The following is a 26,638-nucleotide window of genomic DNA, read 5'->3' on the forward strand; positions in this document are numbered from 1 at the left end:
GCGGTCAGCCGGTGGCCATGGCAGCGCCGATGATGACGTCGGTGACCGCGTCGGCGTCCGAGATCATCGCGACGTGCGACGTGGGGACCTCGACGGTGACCGAGCCGGCCCGCTCGGCCATGAACCGCTGGGTCGCCGGCGGGATCAGGTGATCGCTGGCGGCGACGACGTACCACGAAGGGATCGTCCTCCACGCAGGCGTCGCGGAGTGGTCGCTCAGAGTGGCCGCATCACCCGGGCGCTGCGTTGCGGCCATCACGGCCGCCTGCTCCGTCGAGAGATCCTGGGCGAACACGTCGTGAAACGCATCGGGGTGCACGTAGCCGTCGACCCCGGTGGGGTGCGGCCGGAAGATCAGCGCCTCCTCACTCAGGTGGCTGCCGGGGTTCATCGCCAGCAGGTCGGCCAGGTTCTCGTCGAGGTCCGGCGCGAAGGCGGCGACGTACACGAGCGCTCGAACGTTCGGGGCGCCGGTCGCGGCGTTCGTGATCACCGCCCCGCCGTATGAGTGCCCGACCAGCACGACCGGCCCGTCGACGCTGTCGACCACACTGCGGATGTACGCGGCGTCGAGCTCGAGCCCGCGGAGTGGGTTGGACGGCGCGAGGACGGGGTAGCCCTCGGACTGGAGGCGCTCCACGACACCGTTCCAACCGGAGGCGTCGGCGAACGCACCGTGGACCAGGACAACTGTCGGCTTCGGCGTCGAGCTCAGGGCGTCGTGTGCTGACGCGGCCGTGGCGACTCCGGCCAACGCCACCAGTGTGACGACGACCGACACGAGTGTTCGTCGGATCGATGGGAAGAGGGACATGACCGCTCCTTGTGTGTTGCCGCGGCGAGTGCCGGGGAGTGGGTGGTCACCGGACGGTGCACCGTTCTCCGGGCCGTTCGAATCCCTCATCTCGCGTAGTCACCTGCTCGGCGCGTGACTACGCGTCGTCCGGGATGCGAGGTGGCGGCGCCCTGTTCAAGGTGGTGACCGAGACCGCCGCAGCGTGCGGCCGTTCCGATCACCTCGAGGAGCATCCAATGAGCTACATCACGACCTCCGACGGCGCGGACCTCTTCTACAAGGACTGGGGGATGGGTCAGCCGGTGGTGTTCAGCCACGGCTGGCCGCTCAACTCCGACAGCTGGGAGGCACAGATGCTGTTCCTGGCCTCCAACGGCTTCCGCTGCATCGCCCACGACCGGCGGGGCCACGGCCGATCGACCCAGACGTGGGACGGCAACGACATGAACACCTACGCCGACGACCTCGCCGCGCTCCTGGATGCGCTGGACCTTCGTGATGCGACGCTGATCGGATTCTCCACCGGCGGCGGCGAGGTCGCCCGCTACGTCGGTCGTCACGGCACGGACCGTGTGTCCAAGGTGGCGTTGGTCGCCGCCGTCCCACCGTTGATGGTCCAGCGCGATGACAATCCGGGCGGCGTACCGATCGACGTGTTCGACACGATCCGTGCCGGCTCCCACGCCGACCGGTCCCAGCTCTACAAGGACCTCGCCGACGGGCCGTTCTTCGGGCACAACCGGGACGGCGCCGACGTCTCGCAGGGCATCCGTGACGCGTTCTGGCTACAGAGCATGCAGTCGGGCCACCGCAACGCGCTCGAGTGCATCAAGGCCTTCTCGGAGACCGATTTCCGCGACGATCTGCGAGCGATCGACGTGCCGACGCTGATCATCCACGGCGACGACGACCAGGTCGTCCCGTTCGAGGTCGGCGGCAAGGCATCCGCCGGGATCATCGCCGGTGCGACGCTGATCGTGTACGAGGGCGCCCCGCACGGCATCACCGACACCCACAAGGAGCGTCTCGGCCGCGACCTCCTGGACTTCGTCAAATCCTGACACTTGACCGTCTCCGCGTCGAACGACGGCCACGCGTGCGGGCACAGCCTCGTGAGGTCCTCGAGATCACGGCGGCATGGCGCCGGCTCGTCCGGAACGTCAGGGTTCGCCGTTGACCTGCAAGGTCATGGCCGGACCGCTGGGCCGCATTCCGCTCGAGCGCCGGCCGCCCACGTCGCGGGCGGCCGACCAGCCGTCATCCTGAACGCCCGCACGAACGCGCTCGGCGTGTGGTAGCCGACTCGTCGTGCCGTGCTCGCGACAGTCGCACCGGCCGCGAGCAGCAGCATCGCCTCGGCGATGCGAAGTCGCGTGCGCCATTGTCCGAAGGTGAGACCCGTCTCGGATCGAAAGACCCGAGCCAGTGTCCGCGAACTGGCGCCGACTGCTCGCCCCCACTCGCCGATCGTGCGCTGATCCGCAGGATCGGCGACGAGCGCGTCGGCGACGGCGATGGCGCGTGAGTCGAATGGCCGCGGCAGGGTCGGAATCGCTGACGACGCCGGCGTGAGTAGGTCGAATGCCAGCCGTACCGACCGGGCTCGGACGTCGTCGCGCAGGCCGGGGCGTTGGTGGGCGTGGAGCAGGAGCGCGGACGCAGCCGCCGGCACGTGGACGAGGACGGGTTCGGCGGCGTCGAGCCGGAAGTCCCTGGCGTCGAAGCGGGTCGATCGGTAGTGCACGCCGGCCGCCCCGTCACCACCGTGCATTCGCTCGCTCGGGACCAACACTCCCATGAGTGGCGGAACGTGCCACAGTCCCTCGTCCGTGGTGACCGTGAACCGACCGGTCGTGTCCCAGAGCAGTTCGTGGCCCCGGTGAACGTGCGGTTCGAACGCATGGTCCTGCCGCAGTACGACGGAGTCGGTCCGGCATCTCGCCTCGACGTGACAGGATCCGAACACAAATCGGCAGCTTACGACAGGCTATGTGGCTGACCTAACACGTAGGGTTCGGCTATGCATCTCCGACGTTGTCTCATCACCTCGTTCGTCACTGCGGCGTTCGTGCTTCCGGCTGCGGCCGGGTCGGCATCGGCGCCGCCGACGGGCGACTCCGGTGGTGCCGCCGGACCGGAGACACGTGTCGTCACCGATGCGCTCGGGGTGGAGGTCGAGATCCCGACCGGTCCACTGCGGATCGTCGTCGCCGACGACATCGCCTTGGGCAACCTCTTGGCCCTTGGTGTCACCCCGATCGCCACGGGCGTCAACACCAACTCGATCCCCGACTTCCTCGGCGACCAGTTGGACGGCATCGAGGACATCTCGACCGCCGACTCGCTCGGGATCAACATCGAGCGGCTCGCCGCGCTCGACCCCGACCTCGTGCTCACCGTCGGCGTCGATTGGAACGAGGACAACTGCAATCGCCTCCGCGAGGTCGCCACCACCTTCTGCTACGCGTACGGCTACACGACGATGGAGGAGATCGAGACGAACATGACCGAGGTCGGTCGCGCGCTCGGCATGGAGACCGAAGCGGCCGCTGAGGTCGCCGAGCTGGAGCGTCGGTTGGTGGAGATGGCCGATCGCGTCGAGAGCAACGGTCTGACCGACTCGCCGGTGTCGGTGCTGAGAGTGACGGGCGACGGCTACTCGGTTCGCTTCGGCACGGTGGAGAGTGCCCTGATGCGCGCGCTGGGGATGGCCCGACCGGAGAACCAGCAGCACTACCAGGACTTCGCGTTCGACCTCAGTCCCGAGAACCTGCTCGACATCGACGCCTACGGCATCTACGTGTATGTCGACACCGACGGCGCCGATACGTATGCACAACTCGAGGCCAATCCGCTGTGGTCCCAGCTCGAGGCTGTGCAGAACGACCGCGTGTGGCTCGTCGACGGCGGCGTGTGGAACGGCATCTCCCTCCCAGCCGCCCACGCGATCTTGGACGACATCGACGAGACCTTCATCACCGGCACCTGATGGACACCGGGCCAGGCCGATGGATCGTCGGTGACGCCGATTCCGTCGCCGCCGACCTCGACTCGGTGCCGGCGTCGTGGCTGGATCGGCTGGTTCCCGTCACCTCGCACGACGACCCCCGCGCCGGATGGGTGTCGTGGCACCGGATCGAGGCCGGCGACGATGCCGTGACACGGCGGTTGCTGCAGGCGATGCGGTCGGCCCGACAACTCCCCGACGACCGGCTCCTGCTCGGATCGACCCTGGTACTCGTGAACGCCTCGTTCGTCGCGCCGATCCTCGCTCTCGCACTGCTCGACCGTCCCGTCGTTCGGCTCCGACCGGACCGGACGGCCGCGCTCGTCTCGGCCGCCGGCAACACCAAGGCGCTGGCCGTCGGACCGCACCCCGAGATCTCCTCCGGCATCGACCCGCCAGGGACAGCGGCGCAGTTGTCGATCACGGAGTACGCCACGCCGCTGATCGAGTCGGTGCGGAGACTGACGCGGCTCCCCCGCCGGGCCGCCTGGGCGCTCGTCGCCAGCGTGGCCACCGAGACGATCATCGACCTCGGGCGAGATCTCGGCGACGAATCCCGGGCCGCGGCGCTGATCGATGACCTCCTCGCTCCTGGCTCGATGCTCGCCCTCGCTCCGCCCACCCGCCACTCCGTCACGGTCGACGGCGTCGACCATCTCTGGTCCTGCCGATCGGTCTGCTGCCTCTACTACAAGGCGCGCGACTACTGCACCACCGTGTGCCCACTCGTCTCGGAGGAGGAGCGGCGGGACGCGATCGCCGACCTCATCCGTACCCGCTGACGGCGTCGGCTCCAGGCAGCGCGGCATCACTGTCGACCCGGCACGGCGACGATCGTCGCCGTGAGCGGTGAGGCAGCGACATTGCCGGTCGTGGTGGGCCGTTGTCGTTCGGGACGTACGTCCCTTCACAGACGGTTGGTACAGCGCGACCGTGGACGCATGGACACGACCGATCGGCTCGATACGCCCAAATCGGCTGTCGACGATGCGACACGTCGACGCCGCGTGCGCTTCGTTCAGCGCTGGATCCTGAACCCTCCGATGAAGGCCGCCACCTGGCTCGGGCTGGTGCCGGGACACGTGCTGATTGAGACCATCGGCAGGGTGAGCGGCAAACGCCGCCGCAACGTCGTCGGGATGCACGTCGACGGCGATGTCGGCTGGATCGTGGCAGAGCAGGGCCGGCACTCGGGCTATGTCCGCAACGTCGAAGCGAACCCACAGGTTCGAGTTCGAGTCCGTCGACGCTGGCGCACGGCGACCGCTGTCGTCGTTGTTGACGATGACCCCCAAGCCCGCCTCGACACCTTCGCCATGGCCCGCCACGCCGCTGCTGTGCGCCGATTCGGCACCGACCTACTCACCGTACGCATCGACCTCGCGCCCGGCGCCGGTCCCGACCGGTCCCGCTGATACAGGCTCACGACGCCGACGCGATCCCACTCGAGATGCTGCGCTCAGCGCAACAGCGAATCGCCGCTGTACTCACCACGCGGAGGCAACTCCGTACCGCAACGATCGCCACCACGACCTTTGCCGGTCCGGGTTCGAAATACGACTGGTTGGTGGGCGAGGGGGGACTTGAACCCCCACGAGGTTGCCCTCACTGGCACCTGAAGCCAGCGCGTCTGCCATTCCGCCACTCGCCCGAGTGGAAGCGCAACGCTACCAAGGCGCAGCGCCAACTCCGACCGGTGTTGCGCGATGAGCCTGAGCCGCAGCAGGCGCTGTTCGGGCTCATCGCGGCGGGCGGGGTCGATGGTGCGATGAGCCACGACAGCGGATGGTGCGGCCGAGGCTCATCGCGGCGACGAGATCACGTGATCGGGCTGCCCTGCCGTCAGCGCTGCCCGCCCCTAGAATCCCCACGTAGATGGGCATGCAATCACTCGAGCGCACTCTGGAGCGTATGGTCGTTGGCGTGTTTTCCCGTGGCACGCGCACGAACATCCGGCCCATCGAGCTCGGGCGTCGGCTGGTGCGCGAAATGGACGACCAGCGCTCGGTCGACGTCAAGGGCCGGCGCGTCGTCCCCAACGACTTCGTGCTCAAGCTCAGCCCCAAGGACTACGAGGGGTTCGCCGAGATCTCCGACGTGCTGCAGACCGAGCTCGTCGAGGCCGCCCGCGAGTATGCCCGCAGCGAGGGCTACCACTTCATGGGGCCCGTCCGCGTCGAGCTGACCGTCGAGGAGACACAGAAGCCCGGTCGCTTCGACGTCGTCGCCACGCTGCGCCAGGCGGCCACCGCAGCACCGGCAGCACCCGCAGCATCGGCGGTGCCCGCGGCGCCGGCATCGGCCGATGCCGCCGTCCCCCCGGCCCCGACCGCCCCCGCCCCCGCCCCGTCGTCCGACGAGCTCGAGTGGAGCGAGGCCGGATCGGCCCCGGCGGTTGCCGTCGAGTCGCGCCTGATCCTGCCGTCGGGCGAGAAGATCCGCTTGGGCGACGTCGTCGTCACGGTCGGCCGGCTGTCGGCGAGCACCATCCCGCTCAACGACCAGAACGTCAGCCGCAAGCACGCCGAGATCCGCCCCAACCGCAGGAACTACGTCGTCGTCGACCTCGGCTCCACCAACGGCACGATGGTGAACGGCACCCGCATCCACGGCGAGACCACACTGAGCGACGGCGACATCATCAGTTTCGGCTCCACGTACGTACGCTTCGAGGCCTCGTAGCCTCTGCCCGAACGGCCGATCCGCTGGAGACGCCGACCCCGCCCGGCACCGCCCATGCGCACCGACCTCGCACTCGACATCCTCAAGATCACGCTGCTGTTCTTGCTCTACCTGTTCTTCGCCCGCGTCCTGTGGGCGGTGTGGCAGGAGGTGCGCACCGACCGTCGGGTGGTGGCCCCGCACATCGTCAACGAGCGGGCTGAGACTCGCCCCGCGCCGGTTCCAAAGGCCCGCAAGGCGCCCAAGGGCAAACGCGGCCGCGTCGGCCGCCTCGTCATCCTCGAACCCAAGGCCCGCCGCGGCGCGACCTTCCCCCTGACCGGTGACATCACCATCGGCCGCGACCCGGGGTGCACCGTGATGATCGAAGGGGACACGTTCGTGTCACAGCGCCACGCCCGCGTCTACCTGTTGGAGGGCCAGCCGATGGTGGAGGATCTCGGATCGACGAACGGGTCGTTCCACAACGGCAACCGCCTCCACGGGTCGCGCCTGTTACACCCCGGCGATCGCGTGCAGGTGGGCTACACCGTCCTGGAGGCGCAATGACCGGCGCGGCGACCGGCTCCACGCAGATGCTCCGATGGGGTCGCAGCACCGACCCGGGACGGATTCGCCAGCAGAACGAGGACAGCCTCCTCACCAACGACACGATCTTCGCCGTGGCCGACGGCATGGGCGGCCACAAGGCCGGTGAGGTCGCCAGCGCGCTGACCGTCGAGCTCCTCGGCCGCCGCCTCGGCGGGCCGACGAGCACGCTCGACGAGGTGCTCGCCGCCGTCGTCGACGCCAACAGCGAGATCTTCACGGCCGCCACGGCCAACGTCGACCACCAGGGCATGGGCACCACGCTCACCGCCCTGTTCGTGATCACGGCACCGACCGTGAGCCCACCGGCCGCGGCACCGCCGGAGTCGGCGACAACGACTGACAGTGCACCGCCGCCACCCCCGGCGTCCGACGCGGCTGGGGCCGACACGGCCACCGACGAGGCCAACGCTCCTGCGGTGGCCGACGCCGACGTTCCCGCCGTCACCCCCACCAACGCCTTCGCCCTCGTCAACGTCGGCGACTCCCGCACCTACCTCCTGCGTCACGGGCGCCTGCGCCGCGTGACGATGGACCACAACTACGTGCAGGAGCTCGTCAACACCGGTCACATCACCGACGACGAGGCGCGCACCCACCCGCGCCGCAACATCATCACCCGGGCGCTGGGCATCGACCCGGCGGTGCGCGTCGACGCCTGGACGCTGCCGATCGTGCGCGGCGACCGTTTCCTGCTCTGCTCCGACGGCCTCTCCGACGAGGTCCACGACACCGAGCTGCACCACATCCTCACCACCGTCACCGACCCGCAGGCATGCGCCGACGAGCTCGTCGCTGCGGCCAACCGCCACGGCGGACGCGACAACATCACCGCCGTCGTGGTCGACGTGCTGGAGGGCCTCGACCCGCCGGCGCCGGCCGAGGAGCTCGACATCGAACCGGTGTGGGCGCAGCCCGAGACGTCGTCGACGTGGGCGCTCGACGACCCGACGCCCACCGAGCCGGCCACCTACGACGACCTCGCCGCCCTCGCCACCGCGCAGGGCGCCAAGATGGCCACGCCGCCCGCCGGCATCCGCGCCATCACCGAAGAGGTGCCGGTCATCGGGCCCAAGCCCAAGCGCCGGCGCGTCGCCGGCTTCATCGGGGGCATCGCCTTCGTCGCCGTGCTCGTCGGCGCCTTCGCCCTCGCCGCCGCCTACGCCCGCAGCGACTACTTCATCGAGTTCGACGACGAGGGCCAGGTCGTCGTGTACAAGGGTCGCGAGTTCCTGTGGTGGAGCCCGACCGTCGAAGGCTTCGGTCAGTACGACATCGACCAGCTCGACGAACGGTCCATCGAACGGATCGACGATCGTCCCGAGTTCAGCGATCTCGACACCGCCCAGCGGTACCTGATCGACAACGTCACGCCGACGACCACAACCACCACCACCACCACCACCACCACCACGACGACCACGACGACGACGACCACGACGACGGTGCCCCGCACCACCACCACCGAGCCGTCGCGGCCCGGCACCTCGACCACTCGGCCCAACGCCACGACACGTACGACCGTCCGGTAGCGGACGGGCGGATCACTCGCCGTGACACCGACGTCGCCGCTCGCACGGTCCCGCCGCCACACCGAGCTGTCGCTCGTGGTCATGGCCGGCATGATCACGGCCAGCGCCTACACGGTCGCGTCCCTCGGCAAGTTCACCGAGATCCCGGCCCGGGTGGTGCCGTTCCTCTTCTCGCTCCTCGCCACCCTGCTGCTCGCCCACCTCGCGGTCCGCTGGTTCGCCCGCGGCGCCGACCCGACGATCCTGCCGGTCGCCGCCCTGCTGCACGGCATCGGCTACGTGATGATCACGCGCATCAGCGACCGCCTCGCCGGCCTGCAGGCGACGTGGAGCATCATCGCCGTGGTCGGGTTCGTGTTGACGCTGGCGATCGTCCAGCGCGCCCCCAACCTGGCTCGGTACCGATGGACGTTCCTGTTCATCGGCATCGTCCTACTCGTGCTGCCGCTGGCCCCCGGGCTGGGTACCACCAAGGGCGGCGCCCGCATCTGGGTCAGCATCGGCCCGGTCAACTTCCAGCCCGGCGAGTTCGCCAAGATCGCCCTCGCCATCTTCTTCGCCAGCTACCTCGCCGACAATCGCCAGCTCATCGCCAGCGGCACGTGGAAGGTCGGCCCGTTCCGGTTGCCCGAGCCCCGCTACCTTCTCCCCGTCGCCGGCGCCTGGGCCTTCGCCGTGCTCGTGATGGTGGCCGAGAAGGACCTCGGCTCGTCGCTGCTGTTCTTCACGCTCTTCGTGGTGATGCTCTGGGTGTCCACGGAGAAGGCGATCTACCTCATCATCGGCGCCGTGTCGTTCGCCGCCGCCGCGTTCATCTCGTGGCGGATGTTCAGCCACGTGCAGGTCCGTGTCGACACGTGGCTCGACCCGTGGTCACGCCGCAACGACGACGGCTACCAGCTCGTGCAGGCGCTCTACGGGCTGGCCGACGGCGGGCTGCTCGGCACCGGCCTCGGGCGGGGCAACCCCCAGATCGTGCCCGTGGCGACGAGCGACTACATCTTCACGTCGATCGGTGAGGAGCTCGGCATGTTCGGCGGCGCCGCCGTGCTGATGGCCTTCCTCCTGCTCGTCGGCGCCGGGTTGCGCATCGCCCTGCGCACCGAGAACGCCTTCGAGAAGCTGCTCGCCGTCGGCCTCACCACCACGCTCGGCGTGCAGGCCTTCATCATCGTCGGCGGCGTCATCAAGCTCATCCCGCTCACCGGCGTGACGCTCCCGTTCGTCAGCTACGGCGGCTCGTCGCTGCTGTCGAACTACGTCGTGCTGGCGCTGTTGATCCGCCTCAGCGACTCGACGGCCCGCCGTCTCCGCGAGGTGCCCGACACGCCCACCACCGCCGAACGCTGGGCCGCCCGGCGTCTCCGGCGTCAGCAGCGCCGTGCCCAGAAGCGCGGCCGCCCGATCCCCGGACTGGGCAGCCTGTGATGTGGTTCAGCGAGCGCAGCGAGCGTCCCGAGGTTCGAGCGGCCGAGGCGTGCGGAGCGCCAGCGGAGCATGCCGTGCGCGCGGCCTGCGTGGCCGAGGAACGCAATGAATAGGAAGATCCGTCAGTTGGCCTTCGGGTTGATGGGGTGCTTCGTGTTGCTGTTCGTCGCCCTCAACTACTGGCAGGTGGGCCGCGAGTCCGATCTCAACGCCGACGCCGGCAACACCCGGGCGATCCGGCGCGAGTTCGGCCGGCCGCGCGGCGACATCATCACGCGCGACGGACGCGTCGTCGCCCAATCCGTCCCCACGCCCGACGGCAGCGACTTCCCGTTCCAGCGCGTGTATCCCACCGACGAACTGTTCGCCAACGTCACCGGCTACTACACCCTCGCCTACGGCGCGACCCAGCTCGAGTTCACCCAGAACGACGTGCTCACCGGCGACACGGCCCGCCAGCGCATCGGCAACCTCGACGACATCGTCAGCGGCGGCGACGGCACGGGCTCGGTGCGCCTGACGCTCGACTACGACCTCCAGCTGCGCGCCCAGCAACTCCTCGAGGCCGGCAACTACGTCGGCTCGATCACGGTCGTCGACACGCAGACGGGCGCCGTGCTGGCGATGTACAGCAACCCGACCTTCAACCCCAACGTCGTCGCCTCGTTCGACACCAACGTGGCCGGCGAGTACCTCGCCGAGCTCAACGATGCCCCCGACAACCCGCTGCTCGCCAACGCCTACCAGGATCGCTTCGCGCCCGGCTCGACCTTCAAGGTGCTCACCACGTCGATCGCCCTCGACGACGGCGTGGTCGACACCAACACCACGTTCCCGGTGGAGAGCGAGTGGGAGCCGCCGCAGACGAACAACCCGATCCAGAACTACAACGGCAACTCCTGCGGCGGCACGCTGGTGGAGGTCTTCACGCGCAGCTGCAACATCCCCTTCGCCCGCATCGCCGTGGAGCACCTCGGCATCAACCGGTTCATCAACGGCGTCACCCGCTGGGGCGTCGGTCAAGCCATCCCGATCGACCTGCCCCGCCCGGCCGCCAGCTCGTTCGGCCCTGTCGACGACCTCGACCAGAACCTGCCACTGCTCGCCATGCGCGGCTTCGGCGCCGAGAGCGTGCAGATGGTGCCCCTGCACACGACGATGATCACCGCGGCGATCGCCAACGGTGGTGTGATGTTCCAGCCCTACGTCGTCGGCGCCACGCTCGACAGCGACGGCGACGTGCTCGAGGTGAACAGTGGCGGCGACGTCTGGCTCACTGCCATCTCGCCGCAGACGGCGGCGACGATGACCGACCTGATGGTGAGCGTCGCCGAGCGGGGTACGGCGTCGTGCTGCATCGCCCTCGACAACGGCATCTCGGTCGCCGCCAAGACCGGCACCGCCGGCCTCCCGCGGGTGGACGGCGAGCAGCGGTCGAACATCTGGATCACGGCCTTCGCCCCCGTCGACCAGCCCCGCTACGCCGTCACCGTGACGATCCTCGGCCGCGACGGCACCGTGTCCGAGCAGACCGGCGGTGGCCTCGCCGGACCGATCGCCAAGGAGATGCTCGACGCCGCCTTCCAGGACGAGACGACATGATGCGTTCCCCGGCCACGCAGGCCGGCGCGCCGGCGACCTCCGCTAGCGCTGCGGCCGCCTACCCCCTCGGACCTCGGGACGCTCGCTGGCGCTCGCTGAACCGGCACTGTCCGCGCGACCGGAATTTCTGCGCTGGCCCGCTGGGCCCTTCGGCCGCCGCGGTTGACGTGTCGCGGGCGACTTCCTCGGGTGATGGCCGCGACCCCGGGCGGATGCGGAACGTCGGTATCCTCAGGCTGCTCCGTGTACCGGCTTCCGAGCCGGGTGGGTCACGGACACTCGAGTACCGAATCACCATGTCCCGACGCGATCCCCTCCTGCGCCTAGGCCCCGCGGCCGCCCAACCGCCGCACCGGCAGGGATCGCGATGAGCACCCCGCCGCCGGTCATCAACGATCGCTACGAGGTGATCCGCCGCATCGGCCGCGGTGGCATGGCCGACGTCTTCCTCGGTCGCGACCGCCTGCTCGACCGCCAGGTGGCGCTCAAGGTGCTGTTCCCCGAGTTCGCCGTCGACCCCAACTTCGTCGAGCGCTTCCGCCGCGAGGCCCAGGCCGCCGCCAACCTCAACCACCCGAACATCGTCAATGTGTTCGACTGGGGCAAGAGCAGCAGCACGTACTACATCGCCATGGAGTACGTGGAGGGGCGCACGCTCGCCGACATCCTGCGCTCGAACCGCCAGCTCACGTCCAAGCAGGCGGCCGAGATCGCCGGCGAGGTGGCCGCCGCCCTCGGCTTCGCCCACTCGGCCGGCCTCGTTCACCGTGACATCAAGCCGGCCAACATCCTCATCGGCACGGCCGGCTCGGTGAAGGTGGCCGACTTCGGCATCGCCCGGGCGCTCAACTCCCCCACCGAGTCGAACCTCACCCAGGCCGGCGCGGTGATGGGGACCGCCACGTACTTCTCTCCCGAGCAGGCCCAGGGCGCCCAGCCCGACCCGCGCAGCGACCTCTACTCGCTCGGCGTGGTGATGTACGAGATGATCGCCGGCCGCCCCCCGTTCACGGGCGAGAACCCGGTGTCCATCGCCTACAAGCAGGTGCACGACTACCCGACACCGCTGAACAAGCTGGTCGCCGACGTGCCGCGGGCCTTCGAGGCCATTGTCGCCAAGCTGCTGACGAAGGACCCCAACGTCCGCTACTCCACTGCCGATGCGGTGCGCGAGGACCTGCGCCGCTTCCGCAACGGCGAAACCCCCGTCGCCCTCCAGGCGGCCGGGGCGGCGCGCAGCACCGCCCAGACGCCGACGGTGGTCGGGCCGGTTACACCCGGCACCGGGCCGGGCAACGGCCACAACCGGCCGAGTCAGCAGATGACCGCCGTGCAGCGAACGCAGGCGGGTGGACCCGGCGGTCCCCGCACCGCGCAGCGGCCCCCCACCGGCAGCCTGCCCCAGGTGGGCTACGACGAGCCGCCGAAGCGCACCGGCTGGTACGCGCTGGCGGCGTTCTTCGCCATCATCGCCCTCGGCATCGGCGGCTTCCTACTGTTCAACACGCTCACCGGCGACGGCGACCCACCCGACAGCCGGGCCCTGCCGAACTACGTGGGCCAGGAGCTCCAGGCGGTCAAGGACGACATGACCAGCCGCGGCCTCGTCCCCGTGCCGATCTCCAACGAGAACGACACCAACGAGAACGGCGAGAGCGCCAACGTCGAACCGGGCCAGGTGTACCGCACGGATCCGGGCCAGGGCGTCGTCATTGCGTCGGGGTCGTCGGTGCGCGTCTTCTACCGCGAGATCGAGACCACGGCGACGATCCCCGACCTGCGGGGCCAGACCGAGGCGGCGGCCCGCGCCGCCCTCGAACAGCTCGGCTTCGTCAACGTCACCGTGCAGTTCGAGGTGAACGACGACGAGCCCGACGGCACGGTGATCGCCACCGATCCCGCAGCCGGCCAGGAGATCCGCGTCACCGACGAGATCACCCTCACCATCGCCCGGGCCAGCGGCGATCCCGGAACGGACACCGAGGCGCCCACCACCACCGCTCCCGACAACCAGGTGTCCGTCCCGATGGTCATCGGTCAGTCCGAGAACCGGGCCCGACAGCTGCTCAGCGACGCCGGCCTGGAGTTCGACATCAGCTACTTCGAGACCCGGGACAACCAGTGGATCGGCAACGTCATGGATCAGACACCGCGCCGGGGCGCCACAGCGCTGGTCGGCGACACGGTGCAGCTCACGATCGGCGTCGAGCCCGACGAGCCCGCGCCCACCAATCCGCCGCAGACGAACCCCCCGCAGACCAATCCGCCGCCGACGAACCCCCCGCCGACGCAGGCGCCCACCACCACGGCGGCGCCGACCACCACGCAGGCGGCGACCACGACCACGACGGTGCCCGAAGGAGGGTGACGATGAGCGGCGACGAACGGCTCTGGGGACGACAGACCGATCTCGCCGTGGGGAATTTCCCCATCGCTCATCGCCCGCTGGACGTGCGGGTCGCCCGCGCCCTGGCCACCATCAAGCGGCACGCGGCCGTGGTCAACGCCTCGCTGGCTGTGCCGGGCGTCGACGCTGACGTGGCCGAGGCCATCGGGCAGGCAGCCCAGCGGATCGAGGCAGGCGAACTCGACGACCAGTTCCCCGTCGACGTCTTCCAGACCGGCTCGGGCACGTCGACGAACATGAACGTCAACGAGGTGATCGCCACCCTGGCCGGCGAGTCGCTCGGTCGGGCGGTGCACCCCAACGACCACGTCAACGCGTCGCAGTCGTCGAACGACACGGTGCCGACGGCGATCCGCATCGCCGTGATGCGCGAGCTGCGTGACGCCACGCATCCGGCGCTGCAGGGGCTCGTCGATGCCCTCGCTGCGCTGTCGGCGAGGACATGGAGGGTCGTCAAGGCCGGCCGGACCCACCTGATGGACGCCACGCCGGTGACGATCGGTCAGGAAGCCGACGCCTGGTCGGGCCTGCTGGCCCGGGCCCTGTCACGGTCGGCGTCCGACCTCGCCGCCCTCGGTGAACTGCCGCTCGGCGGCACGGCCGTGGGAACCGGAATCACCGCCCCGGCCGGGTTCGCCGCCGGCGTCATCGAGGCGATCGCCGCTGAGACCGACCTGCCCCTCCGCCCGACGCCGAACCCGATGGTGCACATGGGTGGCCAGGGCGCCATCGCGGAGGCATCGAGCGGCCTGCGTGGCGTCGCCGTCGCCCTGACGAAGATCGCCAACGACATCCGCCTGCTGGCGAGCGGCCCCGCCGCCGGGTTGGGCGAGCTGCAGCTGCCCGAGCTGCAGGCCGGCTCGTCGATCATGCCCGGCAAGGTGAACCCGGTGCTGTGCGAGTCGGTCAACCAGGTGGCCGCCCGGGTGATGGGCAACGACGTCACCGTCGGCTACGCCGCGTCCCAGGGCATCCTCGAGCTGAACACCTACCTCCCGGTGATGGCCGACGCCGTGCTCGAGTCGGCGACGCTGCTCGGCAACGTGGCCACCGTGTTCGCCGACAAGTGCGTCGCCGGGATCGCCGTCGACGAGGCCAGGACCCGTGGCTATGCCGAGCGTACGTCCGCGTTGGCGACGGCGTTGAATCCGATCATCGGCTACGAGCGCGCCGCCGCCGTGGTGCACACGGCCCAGGACTCGGGCCGTTCGATCATCGACGTCGTCGTCGCCGAGGGACTCCTCGACGAAGCCGACGCCCGCCGCATCCTCGACCCCCTCCGCGCCGCCGGCATCGACCCCGACGCGCCGACCTGACGGTTGGTGCCTGGCACGGTGAGCGAAAGGGCGTGCGAGGCGGAGGGCCGTCCGCTGGTCGCCGTCCCGACCGGAGGGTAATTACCGGACGCTTCGGTGGGGTATTTACCCTCCCGTCCGTACGCGGCGCTGACCGGCCACCCGGCCCGCCCATGGCACCAACCGTCAGGCGTGGTGGGCGTAGAGGTCGCGCAGGAGAGCGATCTCGGCGAGGTGGTGGATCGCCTCGCGGTGGATGTGGAGGACGAGCACCGCGTAGGGCTCCTCGGCGAAGGGGCCCTCGGCCGGACCGACGGGAGCCGCGAGCCCGTCGGCGTCGAGTGATCGCACGCCTTCCACCCACCGTTCGTACTCGCCGTCGAGCGCGGCGAGGGCTCCGTCGGCGGTCGGCGACCACTCGACCGAGCCGTAGTCGATCGGTGCCCGCCCGAAGTGCGAGGCGTTGCGCTGGCCGAATACGCCGACGATGAGATGGCCGAGGCGCCAGGCGATGGTGGTGACCGGCGCCGGCGAGGGTTCGGGCTGATCGAAGTCGATCACCCAGTCGCCGCCACCGTCGGCCAATGCGGTCAGGGCCTCACCCCGCCGTCGCAGGTTCCACGCGCCCGGCACCGGCTCCCAGCGGTATTCCTCGTCGGTCAGCCCGTCGAGGCGGGGCCGGGCGTGCACGTTCCAGTGGAACGTCAGCTGTTCGAGCAGTCGTTCGGTCCAGTCGATGGTGGCCATGGCCCACATGTACCCGTCAACGAGGACGGCGACCGTCCGGGTTCAGGCGGGAGTGCCGGCGCGGGCGAGGAAGTTGCGCAGGAGGTCGTGGCCGGCGCCGGTGAGGATGCTCTCGGGGTGGAACTGCACACCTTCGACCGGGAGCTCACGATGGCGCACGCCCATCACGGTGCCGTCGGTGGCCGTCGCCGTCACCTCGAGCACGTCGGGCAAGGTGTCGGGCTGCAGCGTGAGCGAGTGGTAGCGCGTGGCCGTGAGCGGGTTCGGGAGCCCGGCGAACACACCGACGCCGCGGTGGTCGATCTCGGATGTCTTGCCGTGCATCAGCGTGGCCGCACCGACCACCGTGGCGCCGTAGACATGGCCGATCGCCTGATGCCCGAGGCACACGCCGAGCACGGGCGTGGGCCGCGCGGCAAAGGCTCCGACGGCGTCGCAGATGATGCCGGCGTCCTCGGGGCGACCGGGCCCCGGTGAGAGGAGCACAGCGTCGGGGGCGAGAGCGACCGCCTCGTCGACGGTGAGCGCGTCGTTGCGGTGCACGACTGGCTCGGCACCGAGCTCGCCGAGGTACTGCACCAGGTTGAACACGAAGCTGTCGTAGCTGTCGATCACGAGGACGCGCGGGCTCACGGACTCACCCTAATGACGGGTGGCGATGGGCGGCCCGGTCGATTGCCGTACACTCGCTGGCCGTGGCTCCTCCGAAGCGCAAGACCGGTGGCCGGGTGACCCCGGCCGGCACGCGCCCTGCAGACAAGACTCGCTCGACCTCATCGACGGGCGGCGCATCCGGCAGTGACGGTGGTGACGCCCATCGGTACGACTCGGGTCGCTACACGGCACCGCAGGCCAGGGCCCTCGAGGAGAGCCCGTCGTGGGTGCCGATCCTCATGCTCGCCCTGTTCGCCGTCGGCGCCCTGGCGATCATGGCGCGCTACCTGTGGTGGGACAGCAACATCCCGATGGTGGCGGGCATGGTGTGCCTGCTCGCCGGCCTCTTCACCGCCACCAAGTGGCGCTGACCAGCCCGTTGACGGGTCGCCGACCCGCCGGAGGCTGGGGATACCAACAGTAGGCTGGGGATCGTGCCGGATTTCGGGACGGTCCTGTGGGTAGCCGGTGGACTGCTGCTTGCCGTGGTCCTCTGGAAGGTCGGGATCGGCATGCTCCGATCGGTCACCAGACCCCTCCCAGACCCCCCGCCACCAGGGGAAATGCGGAAAATCAGCGTCCGCTACCGCTGCGACGTCTGCGGCGTCGAGCTGAAGATGACGCTGGCGCCCGACGAGGACCCGCCGCCGCCAAAACATTGCCTCGAGGATATGACCGAGGTCGCTCCGCTGTACGAGTGACCAAAAGTTATCCCCAGGATGGGGATGACGCGGTGGACAAACTACAGCTGTGTAAGTCGCTGAGAACTGGCTGAGAACGTCGCCGGTCAGAGGCGCTCGATGATGGTGGCGTTGGCCATGCCGCCGCCCTCGCACATCGTCTGCAGGCCGTAGCGACCACCGGTGCGTTCGAGCTCGTTGAGCAGCGTCGTCATCAGGCGGGCACCCGAGCAGCCGAGCGGATGGCCGAGGGCGATCGCCCCACCGTTGACGTTCACCCGATCCATGTCGGGATGGATCTCCTTCTCCCAGGCGAGGATGACGGACGCGAACGCCTCGTTGATCTCGACCAGGTCGATGTCGTCGATGGTGAGTCCGGCCCGCTCGAGCACCTTCTTGGTGGCTGGGATCGGTGCCGTCAGCATGACTCGCGGGTCGGCCCCGGCGAGCGAGAAGTTGACGAACCGGGCCCGCGGCGTCAGGCCGAGGGCGGCGGCCTTCTCCTCGGACATGATCAGCAAGGCGGCGGCGCCGTCGGTGATCTGCGAGGAGTTGCCGGCCGTGACCCGGCCGCCCTCCTCCTCGGTGCGGAACGCCGGCTTGAGCTTGGCGAGCGACTCCATCGTCGTCTCCCGCAGACCCTCGTCGACCGTGACGAGCGATCCGTCGGCGCCGAGCACCGGGAGGATCTCCCGTTCGAAGCGACCCTCGGCGGTGGCCTGGGCGGCGAGTTGCTGGCTGCGCAACCCGAAGGCGTCGAGGTCCTCGCGGCTGAGGTTCCACTGGTCGGCGATCAGTTCGGCCGAGATCCCTTGTGGCACGAGGCCGCCCTGCTCGGCGTAGCGGGCGCCGACCGCCGGGCCGAACGGCCAGCCGTACTTGCCGTCTGCGAATGCCGAACCCATCGGAACGCGCGTCATCACCTCGACGCCGGCAGCGACGACGATGTCGTACGCACCGGCGATCACGCCCTGGGCGGCGAAGTGGGCCGCCTGCTGGCTCGAGCCGCACTGGCGGTCGATGGTGGTGCCGGGCACGTGGTCGGGCCAACCCGCAGCCAGCACGGCGTTGCGGCCGACGTTGGCCGCCTGCTCGCCCACCTGCATGACGCACCCCATCACGACGTCGTCGACGATGGCCGGGTCGATGCCGGTGCGCTCGACGAGGGCGGTGAGCGTCTCGGCGGCGAGATCGACGGGGTGCCAGTCGCGCAGGGCGCCGTTCCTCTTCCCCAGCGGGGTGCGGACGGCATCGACGATGACTGCAGTGCTCACCCACGGAACGGTACCGGTTGCCCGTCGCGAGGGCCGATCCGTGCCGCCTGTCCTCGAGGCCCATTCCAAGATTCCTGTACTCCTCCGGTCGCGAATTCGCGACCGGAGAGGGCTGAGAATCAGGTTATGGCGCGTCGTCGAGGTGGTCGGCGAGGACGACGAGGGCGTCGCGCAGACCGGCGACGTGGGCGTCCGAGAGCATCACGGCGAAGTGGTGCTGCACGGCCCGGCGGTAGGTCACGTTCATCTCCCGCCACAGCTGACGGCCGCGGCGGGTCAGCTCGACGGTGATCGATCGCAGGTCGGTGGCCTCGCGCCCGGCGTGGCGCTTGACCCAGCCCTCCTCCTCGAGGCGGTCGAGCCGCCGGCTGAGGCTCGACGCGACGATGCGCAACTCGGCCGCCAGTTGCACCGGCCGGGCCGATCCGCCGAGGCGCTGGAGGGCGGCGAGGACGTCGAACCAGCCGAGCCCGATGTCCCACTCTTCGCGAACGTCGACGTCGATCCGGCGCTCGAGCTCGGCGGTCAACGACTGCATGTCACGCCAGGCCGCCACGCGGTTGGCGTCGAGCCGGGGCACCGAATCACCCCGCTCGGCGAGCGGACTCGGCGAGCCGCTGCTCGTCGGCCAGGGCCAGCGCGTCGGCGAGCGGGGCCCGAGCGGCGATCAGCGGCCGGTACTTCATCACCAGCCGGGGCAGGTTGAGTCCGAGGACGCCCCGCAGGACACCGTCGGCGTGGTAGCCGGCGACGAACGACCGCTCCCCTGGAGACCCGACGAGGACCGTCCACTCGGCGGGCGAGCCGTCGACCGCCGTCGACCGCCCGAGGAACTGGATGCGATGGTCGTACTGATCGCTCCACACGAACGGCACGGTCGCCGACTCGGTGAGCTCGCCACCTGCGGCCGAGGCGAGGAGGTTCGCGGCGGCGAGCGCTCCCTGCTCGGCGGCGTTGGTCCAGTGCTCGATACGCACCTCCTCGGCGAACAGCGGATGCGTCCACCGCACGACGTCGCCGGCGGCGAACACGCCCGGTGCGCCGGTCGCCAACGTCGGCGCCGTGACGATCCCGTCGCGAAGCTCGAGCCCGCTGTCGGCCAGCCAGCCGGTCGCCGGCGAGACCCCGATGCCGACCACCACGGCATCCGCGCGCAGCTCGCTGCCGTCACCCATGCGGACGATCGCACCGGCTGCGTCGTGGGCAACGCCGGCGACGGCGACCGACGTACGGAGATCGACGCCCTCGTCGCCGTGGAACGAAGCCAGGTCGGCGCCCAACTCGGCACCGACGCCACGGATCAGGGGCGCCGCGGCGCCTTCGAGGACGACCACCTCGGCGCCGGCACGCCGGGCCGTCGCCGCCACCTCGAGGCCGATGAACCCGGCGCCGATCACGACGACGCGGACGCCCGGCCGTTCGATCACGGCCCGCAGGGCGATGGCGTCGTCGAGGGAACGCAGCACGTGCACGAACGGATTGCCGTCGGTGTCCGGAAGGCGCTTCGGCTGAGACCCGGTGGCCAGGATCGCTCCGTCGTAGGGCACGTCCCGCCCGTCGGCGAGGACGACCGAGCGGGCGGTCGTGTCGATGCCCGACGCGGGGACGCCGAGCAGCGTCTCCAGTCCCAGCGACTCGAACGCGTCGGGCTGGCGCAGGGCGATGCGCTCGGCCCCCCACTCGCCGGCGAGGAACTTCTTCGACAGCGGCGGGCGATCGTAGGGCTGGTGCTGCTCGGCGCCGACCAGCACGACCGTGCCGGTGAAACCTCCGGCGCGGAGGGCCTCACACGCCCGCAGTCCGGCGAGCGACCCACCCACCACGACGACCCGTTCCAACCGATCGATGCCCGATGCCGTCACGGTCACTCACGATGCCATACCGTCGGGCCATGGAGAGCACCACCAGCCCCCTCGACCCCGAGACGATCAACCGCATGGTGCTCGAGGGGTTCCCGGGCAGTCGCAACCGGTGCGTCGAGGTCGGATCGGACTACGCCGTCGCCCACCTCACCGCCTCGGATGCCGACCTCCGGCCCGGCGGCTACATCTCCGGCCCCACCCAGTTCTCCCTCGCCGATGCCGTCCTCTGGTACCTGGTTTTCGGTGCGATCGGGCGGATGGAGCCGATGGCGCTCACGTCCGAGCTCTCGATCCGTTTCCTGCGCCCGGCGATCGGCACCGAGCTGTGGGCCCGGGCCACGCTCGACATCGCCGGGCGGCGCAACGTGGTCGGCTCGGTGAGGGTCTGGACCGTCGACGAGACGAAGCCGTGCTCGGTGGCCCAGGGCACCTACGCCCTCCCCCACCAACCGACGCCCATGCCATGACCGGCGGTGCCGGCGACGTGGTCACCGATCCCGGCGACCCCCGCCTCGACGACTACGTCGAGCTGACCGATCCGGCCGCCCGGCGCCGGCGCGAGCGCGACGAGCTGTTCGTCGTCGAGGGACCGGTGGCCCTGGGCAAGCTGATGGTGTCGGGCCACCGCATCCGCTCGGTCCTCGCCACGCCCAAGACGGCGGCGCGGGTCGAATCGATCGTCGGCGGTGGCGTCGGCGTGGTCGTCGTGACGCCGGACGTGATGCGGGCAACCGTCGGCTTCGATCTGCATCGGGGCATCGTCGCGGCGGCCGACCGCCGGCCGCTGCCGACCGTGGCCGAGCTGGTGGCCGGGGCCGTGACGTCGGCCGGCGAGGGCCCGGTGCGGCTCGCCGTTCTCGAAGGCCTCAACGACCCCGAGAACCTCGGGCTGATCGCCCGGTCGGCGCGGGCGTTCGGCGTGGCCGGGTTGATCCTCGATCCGACGTGCATCGACCCCTACTACCGGCGCACCGTCCGCGTGAGCATGGGTGAGATCCTCCTGCTGCCCGTCGCCCGGGCGGCGTCGTGGCCGGACGACCTCGACGTCGTCCACAGCGCCGGCTTCACCACCTGGGCCCTCACGCCGGCCGGGGCTGTCTCGATCTGGGATTCCGACGCTCCCGACCGTCTGGCGATCCTGCTCGGTGCCGAGGGTCCGGGGCTGAGCAGCGCTGCGCTCGACGCGGCATCGCAGCGGGTGGCGATCCCCATCGAGCCGGCGGTCGACTCGGTCAACGTCGGGCACGCCGCGGCGATCGCCTTTGCGGTGACCGGACCGCGCTGACGCCGCCATACCGGCATCACGGGCGGCGGAACCGACTCAGGCCGTGGTGGTCGTCGTGGAGCCGGGGAACAGCGCCGCCCACGTCGCCGGCCCGACGAGGCCGTCGACCTCGAGTCCGTGGTCCCGCTGGAACTGCTCGACCGCGGCGCGCGTGGCGGGACCGAAGTAGCCGTCGGCGTTGACGCCGAGGGCCAGCTGCACCTGCCGAACGGCCTCGGACTGGTCGCACAGCCGGAGTGGCGGCGTGGAGTTCGGGCGGTAGTCAGGGCACACCGGTGAGCGCGTCGTCTGCGGTGTTCGGGTGGAGGCGACCGACGTCGACGTCGTGGCGGCGACGGTGCTCGACGCGACGGCCGTGGTGGGCGGTGGGATCGACCCGGCCGGCTCGGTGGACGGCCCCGTCAACTCCGTCGGCGGCGCCGATGACGCAGTCACGTCGGTGGAATCGACGACGATGGCCGGACCGTCCCCGCTCGACGCCGGATCGGCTCCGCCGCCGTCGGTTCCCCCGCGGGCGGCGAACACCACGACACCGACGAGGGCGGCGGCCGACGCCGCGACGGTGGCGATGACCCGGGCGGTGACCCGGCGCGATCGCAGCGACACGACGTTCTCCAGATCGCCCGGCTCGGCGGCCTCCGCCCGCTGCTGCGCTGCCTCGGCGGCTCGGTCGACCGTTGCGCCGAAACGCCGGAGACGTCCTTCGAGATCGGGGTTCATCGTGAGCTCTCGAGCATTCGGCGCAACTTGGCGGCTCCCCGGTTGAGATGGTTCTTGAGCGTGGACACCGGGATGTCGAGCAGCGCCGCGGCCTCGGCGTACGGGTAGCCGTAGGCGTGGACGAGCATCACGGCAGCGCGCTGATCCCGGTTGAGCTTGGCGAGGGCGTCGTGCAGTGCCGGGTCGGGCAGGGCAAGGTCGGCGTCGTGCTCCTCGCGGGGCAGCGGTGGGGTTCGTTGCCACCGCGCCTGACGACGTACCGCGGTCTGGCCCACGCGGTAGAGGTAGCCGACCGGATTGCTCATCGTGGCGAGGCGCTCGCGGTGGGCCCAGGCCCAGGCGATCGCCTCGGCACAGGCCTCCACCCCGAGCTCGACGCCGTAGCGGGCCACCAGCGCCCGGCGCAGGCGCAGCGAGGCATCGGCGACGAACGCCTCGAACGACGGCTCCTGCGGCGGCGGATGGACGAGGATCGGCGGGTCAGGGATGTCCACACGCGGCTCCGCCGACGCGGCCCGGACGGGCGTGGTGCCCGGTCCGATCCGGGCCACGAGAAGGCCTGCCGTGCTCATCAGCAGGTGAGAGCACCGGCGGGCCAGAATCGATTCGTCGATCCTGCGACCCGAGCGGGGGCGAGGAAGCCCCCGGGCTCGTGGAGGCGACAGCCTCCGGCGTTCGAGCGAGCGCCAGCGAGCCGGACGCCACTGGGGCGCGAGCGCCAGCGAGCGGGGGCGAAGCCCCCGGGCTCGTGGAGACGACAGCCTCCGGCGTTCGAGCGAGCGCCAGCGAGCCGGACGCCACTGGGGCGCGAGCGCCAGCGAGCGGGGGCGAAGCCCCCGGGCTCGTGGAGACGATGGGACTCGAACCCACAACCCCCACCTTGCAAAGGTGATGCGCTACCAATTGCGCCACGTCCCCGAAGGGAGCTTTCACACTACCGCCGCGGCGAGCACGCACGTCACGCGCGAATCGGCGAGACCGCGGCTAGTCCTTGGTGGCGATGGCGTTCGGCGTGACGTTCATCTTCGGCTCGTACTCGGCGACCTCGACGATGCGACCCTCACCCTGATACTGCGCCCGCAAGGCGGTTCGGCAGTCGTCACACGGGCCGTAGAAGCGTGCGGCAACCGTGCGCCGACAGCGAGGGCAGGTGATCTCGATGGCCGTGAGCTCCATGCTCGGCGACCCTACCGCTCCCCGCGAGCGGTGATCAGCACCTCCGACCCGATCGGCACGAAACCGACGGCGAGAAACGATCGCAGCGACCGGGCATTGCCCGCCGCCACCTGGGCGAAGCACCAGTCGTCGGGGTCGACGTGCGTCAGGCCGGCGGCGATGAGGGCCCGGCCGCGTCCGGCGGCAACTCGCGACGGGTCGAACAGCTCGACCGACAGCTCGGTGCGACCGGCGAGTCCGGTGCCCACGATGGCCAGGCCGGCATCGTCGCCGAACACCCGCACGCCGGCGCGGTGCTCCTCAGCCCGGTGCACCCGGGAGTGGGCGCGGGCCGGATCGTCGATGGCCAACTCGCGCACATCCGCCGAACCTCCGCCCCGCCCGCGAGCGGCGAGCACCACGTCGGTGGAGCCGACGACGCCCCACGACCCGGCCAGCCACGACAGCAACGTCGGGGCGAACACCCCGCCGAATCCGCCGCCGGCATCGTCCTGCTGCCGTGCCCCGATCTCGGCCGGATCGACGGACGCGAGCACGAACGCGTGGCCCGTGAAGCCGACCACGGCCACGGTCCCGTCGGCGTCGGGCGCGAAGACCTCGGTCGCACCGTCGGCCTCGGGAAAGCGTCCGTGGGCGGCGTCGATCAGGATCGGCAGCAACGGGTGCACGGCCCGGACGGTATCGGCCGAGGTGCCCGTCCACGGCCGCCCTACCATGCAGTGATGACCGCCAATCAGACCGTCGAGGCCACTCGGCCGACGAACGGCGGCGCGACCCGCGTCGTCAGCGGAACATGCCACCACGACTGTCCAGATTCGTGCGGTTGGCACGTGACGGTCACCGAGTCCGACACCGGGCCGGTCGCCGTGAAGATGCGGGGCAACCCCGATCACCCCTACAGCCAGGGCGAGCTGTGCCCCAAGGTCAACCGCTTCATCGACCGCGTGTACAGCCCCGATCGCATCCTCACGCCACTGCGCCGGGTCGGGCCCAAGGGCGAAGCCCGCTTCGAGGCGATCACATGGGACGAGGCCCTCGCCGCGATCGCCGAGCGCCTCCACGACGTCATCGACACGTACGGTCCCGAGGCCGTGCTGCCGTTCAGCGACGCCGGCAACCAGAGCCTGCTGTCGGTGATGGGCATGGACAGCCGCTTCTTCCATCACATGGGAGCCAGCCGTCTCGTCCGTGCCCTGTGCGGGCCCACCGTCGGTGCCGGCATTTCGATGACGAACGGGACCGGTCGCACGCTCGATCCGATGCAGCTCGAGCACAGCCGGCTCATCGTCATCTGGGGAAGCAACACCCGCCTGACGAACCGCCACCTGTGGCCGACCATCGAGGCCGCCCGGGCCGCCGGCGCCCGCATCGTGGTCATCGACCCGCTGCGCACGATCACCGCCGAGGCCGCCGACGAGTTCATCCAGCCGCTGCCCGGCACCGACGTGGCCTTGATGCTGGCGATGATGCACGTGCTGATCCGCGACGGTCTCGTCGATCGGGCGTGGGTGGACGACCACACGATCGGCTTCGACGAGTTGGCGGCCCACGTCGCGTCGTGGACGCCGCAGCGAGCCGCCGAGATCTGCGGCCTCGACGTCGACGTGATCGAGCGGCTCGCCACCGACTACGGCACGATCCGCCCGGCGGCGATCCGTTCCCTCATCGGCGCCGAGCACCACACCAACGGGGCGATGTTCTACCGCACGTTGGCGGTGCTGCCGGCGCTCGTCGGTGCGTGGCACGACGTCGGTGGTGGACTGTCGCGCAGCGTCGGCACGTATCAGGACGAACTGGTCGACGAGGCCGCGCTGTTCCGGTCCGATCTGCTCGCCGGGCGCGAACCGCGTTGGCTCAACATGAGCCGTCTGGGCGAGGCGCTCACCGATCCGGCGCTCGATCCCCCGGTACAGGCGATGGTGGTGTGGAACGCCAACCCGCTCGTCACCGTGCCCAACGCCGAGCTCACGCGTCGCGGCCTCGCCCGAGACGACCTGTTCACCGTCGTCCACGAGCAGTTCCTCACCGACACCGCTCGCTACGCCGACATCGTCCTCCCCGCGGCCACCCAGATCGAGATCACCGACGTCGTGCCGGCCTGGGGTCACCTGTGGATGGGCTGGAACGAGGCGGCCATCCCGCCGCGCGGCGAGTCGTGCAGCAACACCGAGCTGTTCCGCCGCCTGGCCGGGGCGATGGGCTACACCGAACCGGCGCTGTTCGACGATGACGAGACACTGCTCGAGCACGCGCTGGGCGCCAAGGTCGACCTCGCCAGACTGCGCGCCGACGGGTGGGTCCGGGTGCCCTACCCCGACGACGGTCGGCCGTTCGGCAGCGGCGTGTTCCCCACGTCGTCGGGCCGCGTCGAGTTGGTCAGCGAGCGCCTGCGCGGGCTCGGGCAGCCGGCGCTCCCCGACTTCGTCCCGCCGGCCGAAGGGCCCCACGGTGACCCCGAGCTGCGATCGCGCTACCCGCTCCAGCTGATGACGCCCAAGCACCACAGCCGATTCCTCAACTCGAGCTACTCGCAGCTCCCCAAGCACGGGCCGGCCGAGGGTCAGCCGTTCGTCGAACTGTCCGGACACGACGCCGCCATCCGCGGGCTCGCCGACGGCGACCTCGCCGAGGTGTTCAACGACCGGGCGTCGGTGCGCGTGCCGGTGCGGATCGGCAACCGTGTTCGGCCCGGGGTGGTGTCGATCCCGTGGGGCTGGTGGGCCAGCCAGCATCCCGACGGCCGATCGGCCAACGCCCTCACCAACGACACCCTCACCGACTGGGGCGGCGGCGTCGCCTACTCCGACACGCTGGTCGAGGTCCGAGCCACCTGACCGATCCCGAGATAGTGCCTGGCACTATCTCGGAGCGGTCCTCCCTGGTGGAACCCCTGCAAGTAGCCT

General features: G+C 70.3%; 27 protein-coding genes and 2 tRNA genes. 16 read left to right on the forward strand and 13 right to left on the reverse strand.

The genetic code is table 11. The features are described 5' to 3' along the window. Positions 1 to 4: 4 nt before the first annotated feature. The gene (locus DN771_RS14615; RefSeq protein ID WP_116998281.1) at positions 5 to 814 is read right to left on the reverse strand and encodes an alpha/beta fold hydrolase; all 810 of its coding nucleotides are present in this window, start codon (positions 812 to 814) and stop codon (positions 5 to 7) included. A 134-nt stretch (positions 815 to 948) separates the two neighbouring features. Between DN771_RS14615 and DN771_RS14620 the strand changes: the two genes are divergently transcribed. After that, positions 949 to 1,857, forward strand: a complete 909-nt coding sequence (locus DN771_RS14620) for an alpha/beta fold hydrolase (protein WP_116998282.1) — start codon at positions 949 to 951, stop codon at positions 1,855 to 1,857. Between the two features lie 125 nt (positions 1,858 to 1,982). Here DN771_RS14620 and DN771_RS14625 read toward each other — a convergent pair whose 3' ends face one another. Beyond that, positions 1,983 to 2,762 carry an AraC family transcriptional regulator gene (locus DN771_RS14625; RefSeq protein WP_205528598.1) on the reverse strand — a complete coding sequence of 260 codons (780 nt, stop codon included), beginning with the start codon at positions 2,760 to 2,762 and terminating at the stop codon, positions 1,983 to 1,985. A gap of 54 nt (positions 2,763 to 2,816) precedes the next feature. Between DN771_RS14625 and DN771_RS14630 the strand changes: the two genes are divergently transcribed. From DN771_RS14630 to DN771_RS14640, 3 genes are all read left to right on the forward strand, one after another. Continuing rightward, positions 2,817 to 3,785, forward strand: coding sequence for an ABC transporter substrate-binding protein (locus DN771_RS14630; RefSeq protein WP_116998283.1), 969 nt, complete (start codon positions 2,817 to 2,819; stop codon positions 3,783 to 3,785). Then, entirely contained in the window at positions 3,785 to 4,585 is an 801-nt protein-coding gene (locus tag DN771_RS14635; protein WP_116998284.1) for a (2Fe-2S)-binding protein, read from the forward strand. Before DN771_RS14630 ends, DN771_RS14635 begins: the two co-directional genes overlap by 1 nt. 90 nt (positions 4,586 to 4,675) lie before the next feature. Next, positions 4,676 to 5,218, forward strand: coding sequence for a nitroreductase/quinone reductase family protein (locus tag DN771_RS14640; protein WP_227462359.1), 543 nt, complete (start codon positions 4,676 to 4,678; stop codon positions 5,216 to 5,218). 150 nt (positions 5,219 to 5,368) lie between these two features. Here DN771_RS14640 and DN771_RS14645 read toward each other — a convergent pair. Continuing rightward, positions 5,369 to 5,454, reverse strand: a tRNA-Leu gene (locus DN771_RS14645). Positions 5,455 to 5,684: 230 nt separating this feature from the next. Between DN771_RS14645 and DN771_RS14650 the strand changes: the two genes are divergently transcribed. The 7 genes from DN771_RS14650 to DN771_RS14680 all read left to right on the forward strand — a co-directional run bounded on the left by DN771_RS14650 (position 5,685) and on the right by DN771_RS14680 (position 15,358). After that, complete coding sequence (locus DN771_RS14650) at positions 5,685 to 6,485, forward strand: FhaA domain-containing protein (protein ID WP_227462360.1); 801 nt, start codon at positions 5,685 to 5,687, stop codon at positions 6,483 to 6,485. Between the two features lie 54 nt (positions 6,486 to 6,539). Beyond that, complete coding sequence (locus tag DN771_RS14655) at positions 6,540 to 7,034, forward strand: FHA domain-containing protein (RefSeq protein ID WP_116998287.1); 495 nt, start codon at positions 6,540 to 6,542, stop codon at positions 7,032 to 7,034. Next, positions 7,031 to 8,605 (forward strand): SpoIIE family protein phosphatase, encoded by a 1,575-nt coding sequence (locus DN771_RS14660; protein ID WP_116998288.1) that lies wholly within the window; start codon positions 7,031 to 7,033, stop codon positions 8,603 to 8,605. Before DN771_RS14655 ends, DN771_RS14660 begins: the two co-directional genes overlap by 4 nt. A 21-nt stretch (positions 8,606 to 8,626) precedes the next feature. Next, positions 8,627 to 10,033, forward strand: coding sequence for an FtsW/RodA/SpoVE family cell cycle protein (locus tag DN771_RS14665; RefSeq protein ID WP_227462355.1), 1,407 nt, complete (start codon positions 8,627 to 8,629; stop codon positions 10,031 to 10,033). 105 nt (positions 10,034 to 10,138) lie between these two features. Then, a complete protein-coding gene (locus tag DN771_RS14670) occupies positions 10,139 to 11,635 on the forward strand; it encodes a peptidoglycan D,D-transpeptidase FtsI family protein (RefSeq protein WP_162941964.1) in 1,497 nt (498 codons plus the stop codon). Positions 11,636 to 12,002: 367 nt separating this feature from the next. Beyond that, positions 12,003 to 14,003 carry a Stk1 family PASTA domain-containing Ser/Thr kinase gene (gene pknB, locus DN771_RS14675; RefSeq protein WP_116998290.1) on the forward strand — a complete coding sequence of 667 codons (2,001 nt, stop codon included), beginning with the start codon at positions 12,003 to 12,005 and terminating at the stop codon, positions 14,001 to 14,003. 2 nt (positions 14,004 to 14,005) lie between these two features. Then, a complete protein-coding gene (locus tag DN771_RS14680) occupies positions 14,006 to 15,358 on the forward strand; it encodes a class II fumarate hydratase (protein WP_116998291.1) in 1,353 nt (450 codons plus the stop codon). A gap of 165 nt (positions 15,359 to 15,523) precedes the next feature. On the opposite strand, the gene DN771_RS14685 is transcribed toward DN771_RS14680, so the two are convergent. Continuing rightward, positions 15,524 to 16,084, reverse strand: a complete 561-nt coding sequence (locus DN771_RS14685; RefSeq protein ID WP_116998334.1) for a DinB family protein — start codon at positions 16,082 to 16,084, stop codon at positions 15,524 to 15,526. A 42-nt stretch (positions 16,085 to 16,126) separates the two neighbouring features. After that, positions 16,127 to 16,717, reverse strand: a complete 591-nt coding sequence (locus DN771_RS14690) for an anthranilate synthase component II (RefSeq protein ID WP_116998292.1) — start codon at positions 16,715 to 16,717, stop codon at positions 16,127 to 16,129. Positions 16,718 to 16,779: 62 nt separating this feature from the next. Between DN771_RS14690 and DN771_RS14695 the strand changes: the two genes are divergently transcribed. Continuing rightward, positions 16,780 to 17,109 (forward strand): cell division protein CrgA, encoded by a 330-nt coding sequence (locus tag DN771_RS14695; RefSeq protein WP_162941965.1) that lies wholly within the window; start codon positions 16,780 to 16,782, stop codon positions 17,107 to 17,109. Positions 17,110 to 17,172: 63 nt separating this feature from the next. Then, positions 17,173 to 17,439: a hypothetical protein gene (locus DN771_RS14700; protein ID WP_162941966.1), complete on the forward strand. Its 267-nt coding sequence runs from the start codon at positions 17,173 to 17,175 to the stop codon at positions 17,437 to 17,439. An 86-nt stretch (positions 17,440 to 17,525) separates the two neighbouring features. Here the strand turns inward: DN771_RS14700 and DN771_RS14705 are convergent, their stop codons facing one another. From DN771_RS14705 to DN771_RS14715, 3 genes are all read right to left on the reverse strand, one after another. Continuing rightward, complete coding sequence (locus tag DN771_RS14705) at positions 17,526 to 18,692, reverse strand: thiolase family protein (RefSeq protein WP_116998295.1); 1,167 nt, start codon at positions 18,690 to 18,692, stop codon at positions 17,526 to 17,528. Between the two features lie 124 nt (positions 18,693 to 18,816). Beyond that, positions 18,817 to 19,272 carry a MarR family winged helix-turn-helix transcriptional regulator gene (locus tag DN771_RS14710; protein ID WP_116998296.1) on the reverse strand — a complete coding sequence of 152 codons (456 nt, stop codon included), beginning with the start codon at positions 19,270 to 19,272 and terminating at the stop codon, positions 18,817 to 18,819. Positions 19,273 to 19,276: 4 nt separating this feature from the next. Beyond that, on the reverse strand, positions 19,277 to 20,554 hold the full coding sequence (locus DN771_RS14715; RefSeq protein ID WP_205528600.1) for an NAD(P)/FAD-dependent oxidoreductase: 1,278 nt from the start codon (positions 20,552 to 20,554) through the stop codon (positions 19,277 to 19,279). 29 nt (positions 20,555 to 20,583) lie between these two features. On the opposite strand from DN771_RS14715, the gene DN771_RS14720 reads away from it, so the two are divergent. Beyond that, positions 20,584 to 21,021 carry a PaaI family thioesterase gene (locus DN771_RS14720; protein ID WP_116998297.1) on the forward strand — a complete coding sequence of 146 codons (438 nt, stop codon included), beginning with the start codon at positions 20,584 to 20,586 and terminating at the stop codon, positions 21,019 to 21,021. Next, complete coding sequence (locus DN771_RS14725) at positions 21,018 to 21,839, forward strand: TrmH family RNA methyltransferase (RefSeq protein ID WP_116998298.1); 822 nt, start codon at positions 21,018 to 21,020, stop codon at positions 21,837 to 21,839. Before DN771_RS14720 ends, DN771_RS14725 begins: the two co-directional genes overlap by 4 nt. Before the next feature lie 36 nt (positions 21,840 to 21,875). Here the strand turns inward: DN771_RS14725 and DN771_RS30075 are convergent, their stop codons facing one another. The 5 genes from DN771_RS30075 to DN771_RS14750 form a co-directional block, all read right to left on the reverse strand. Next, positions 21,876 to 22,559 (reverse strand): peptidoglycan-binding domain-containing protein, encoded by a 684-nt coding sequence (locus DN771_RS30075; RefSeq protein ID WP_205528601.1) that lies wholly within the window; start codon positions 22,557 to 22,559, stop codon positions 21,876 to 21,878. After that, a complete protein-coding gene (locus tag DN771_RS14735; RefSeq protein WP_116998299.1) occupies positions 22,556 to 23,131 on the reverse strand; it encodes an RNA polymerase sigma factor in 576 nt (191 codons plus the stop codon). Before DN771_RS14735 ends, DN771_RS30075 begins: the two co-directional genes overlap by 4 nt. A 273-nt stretch (positions 23,132 to 23,404) precedes the next feature. Further along, positions 23,405 to 23,477 (reverse strand) — tRNA-Ala (locus tag DN771_RS14740). Between the two features lie 66 nt (positions 23,478 to 23,543). Then, complete coding sequence (locus tag DN771_RS14745) at positions 23,544 to 23,735, reverse strand: hypothetical protein (RefSeq protein WP_116998300.1); 192 nt, start codon at positions 23,733 to 23,735, stop codon at positions 23,544 to 23,546. A gap of 11 nt (positions 23,736 to 23,746) precedes the next feature. Next, on the reverse strand, positions 23,747 to 24,403 hold the full coding sequence (locus tag DN771_RS14750; RefSeq protein WP_116998301.1) for a hypothetical protein: 657 nt from the start codon (positions 24,401 to 24,403) through the stop codon (positions 23,747 to 23,749). 54 nt (positions 24,404 to 24,457) lie between these two features. On the opposite strand from DN771_RS14750, the gene DN771_RS14755 reads away from it, so the two are divergent. Beyond that, positions 24,458 to 26,569, forward strand: a complete 2,112-nt coding sequence (locus DN771_RS14755) for a molybdopterin-containing oxidoreductase family protein (RefSeq protein ID WP_162941967.1) — start codon at positions 24,458 to 24,460, stop codon at positions 26,567 to 26,569. Positions 26,570 to 26,638 lie beyond the last annotated feature (69 nt).

Origin of the sequence: Desertimonas flava (assembly GCF_003426815.1) — a bacterium.
In the GTDB taxonomy this organism is placed as follows: Bacteria; Actinomycetota; Acidimicrobiia; order Acidimicrobiales; family Ilumatobacteraceae; genus Desertimonas; species Desertimonas flava.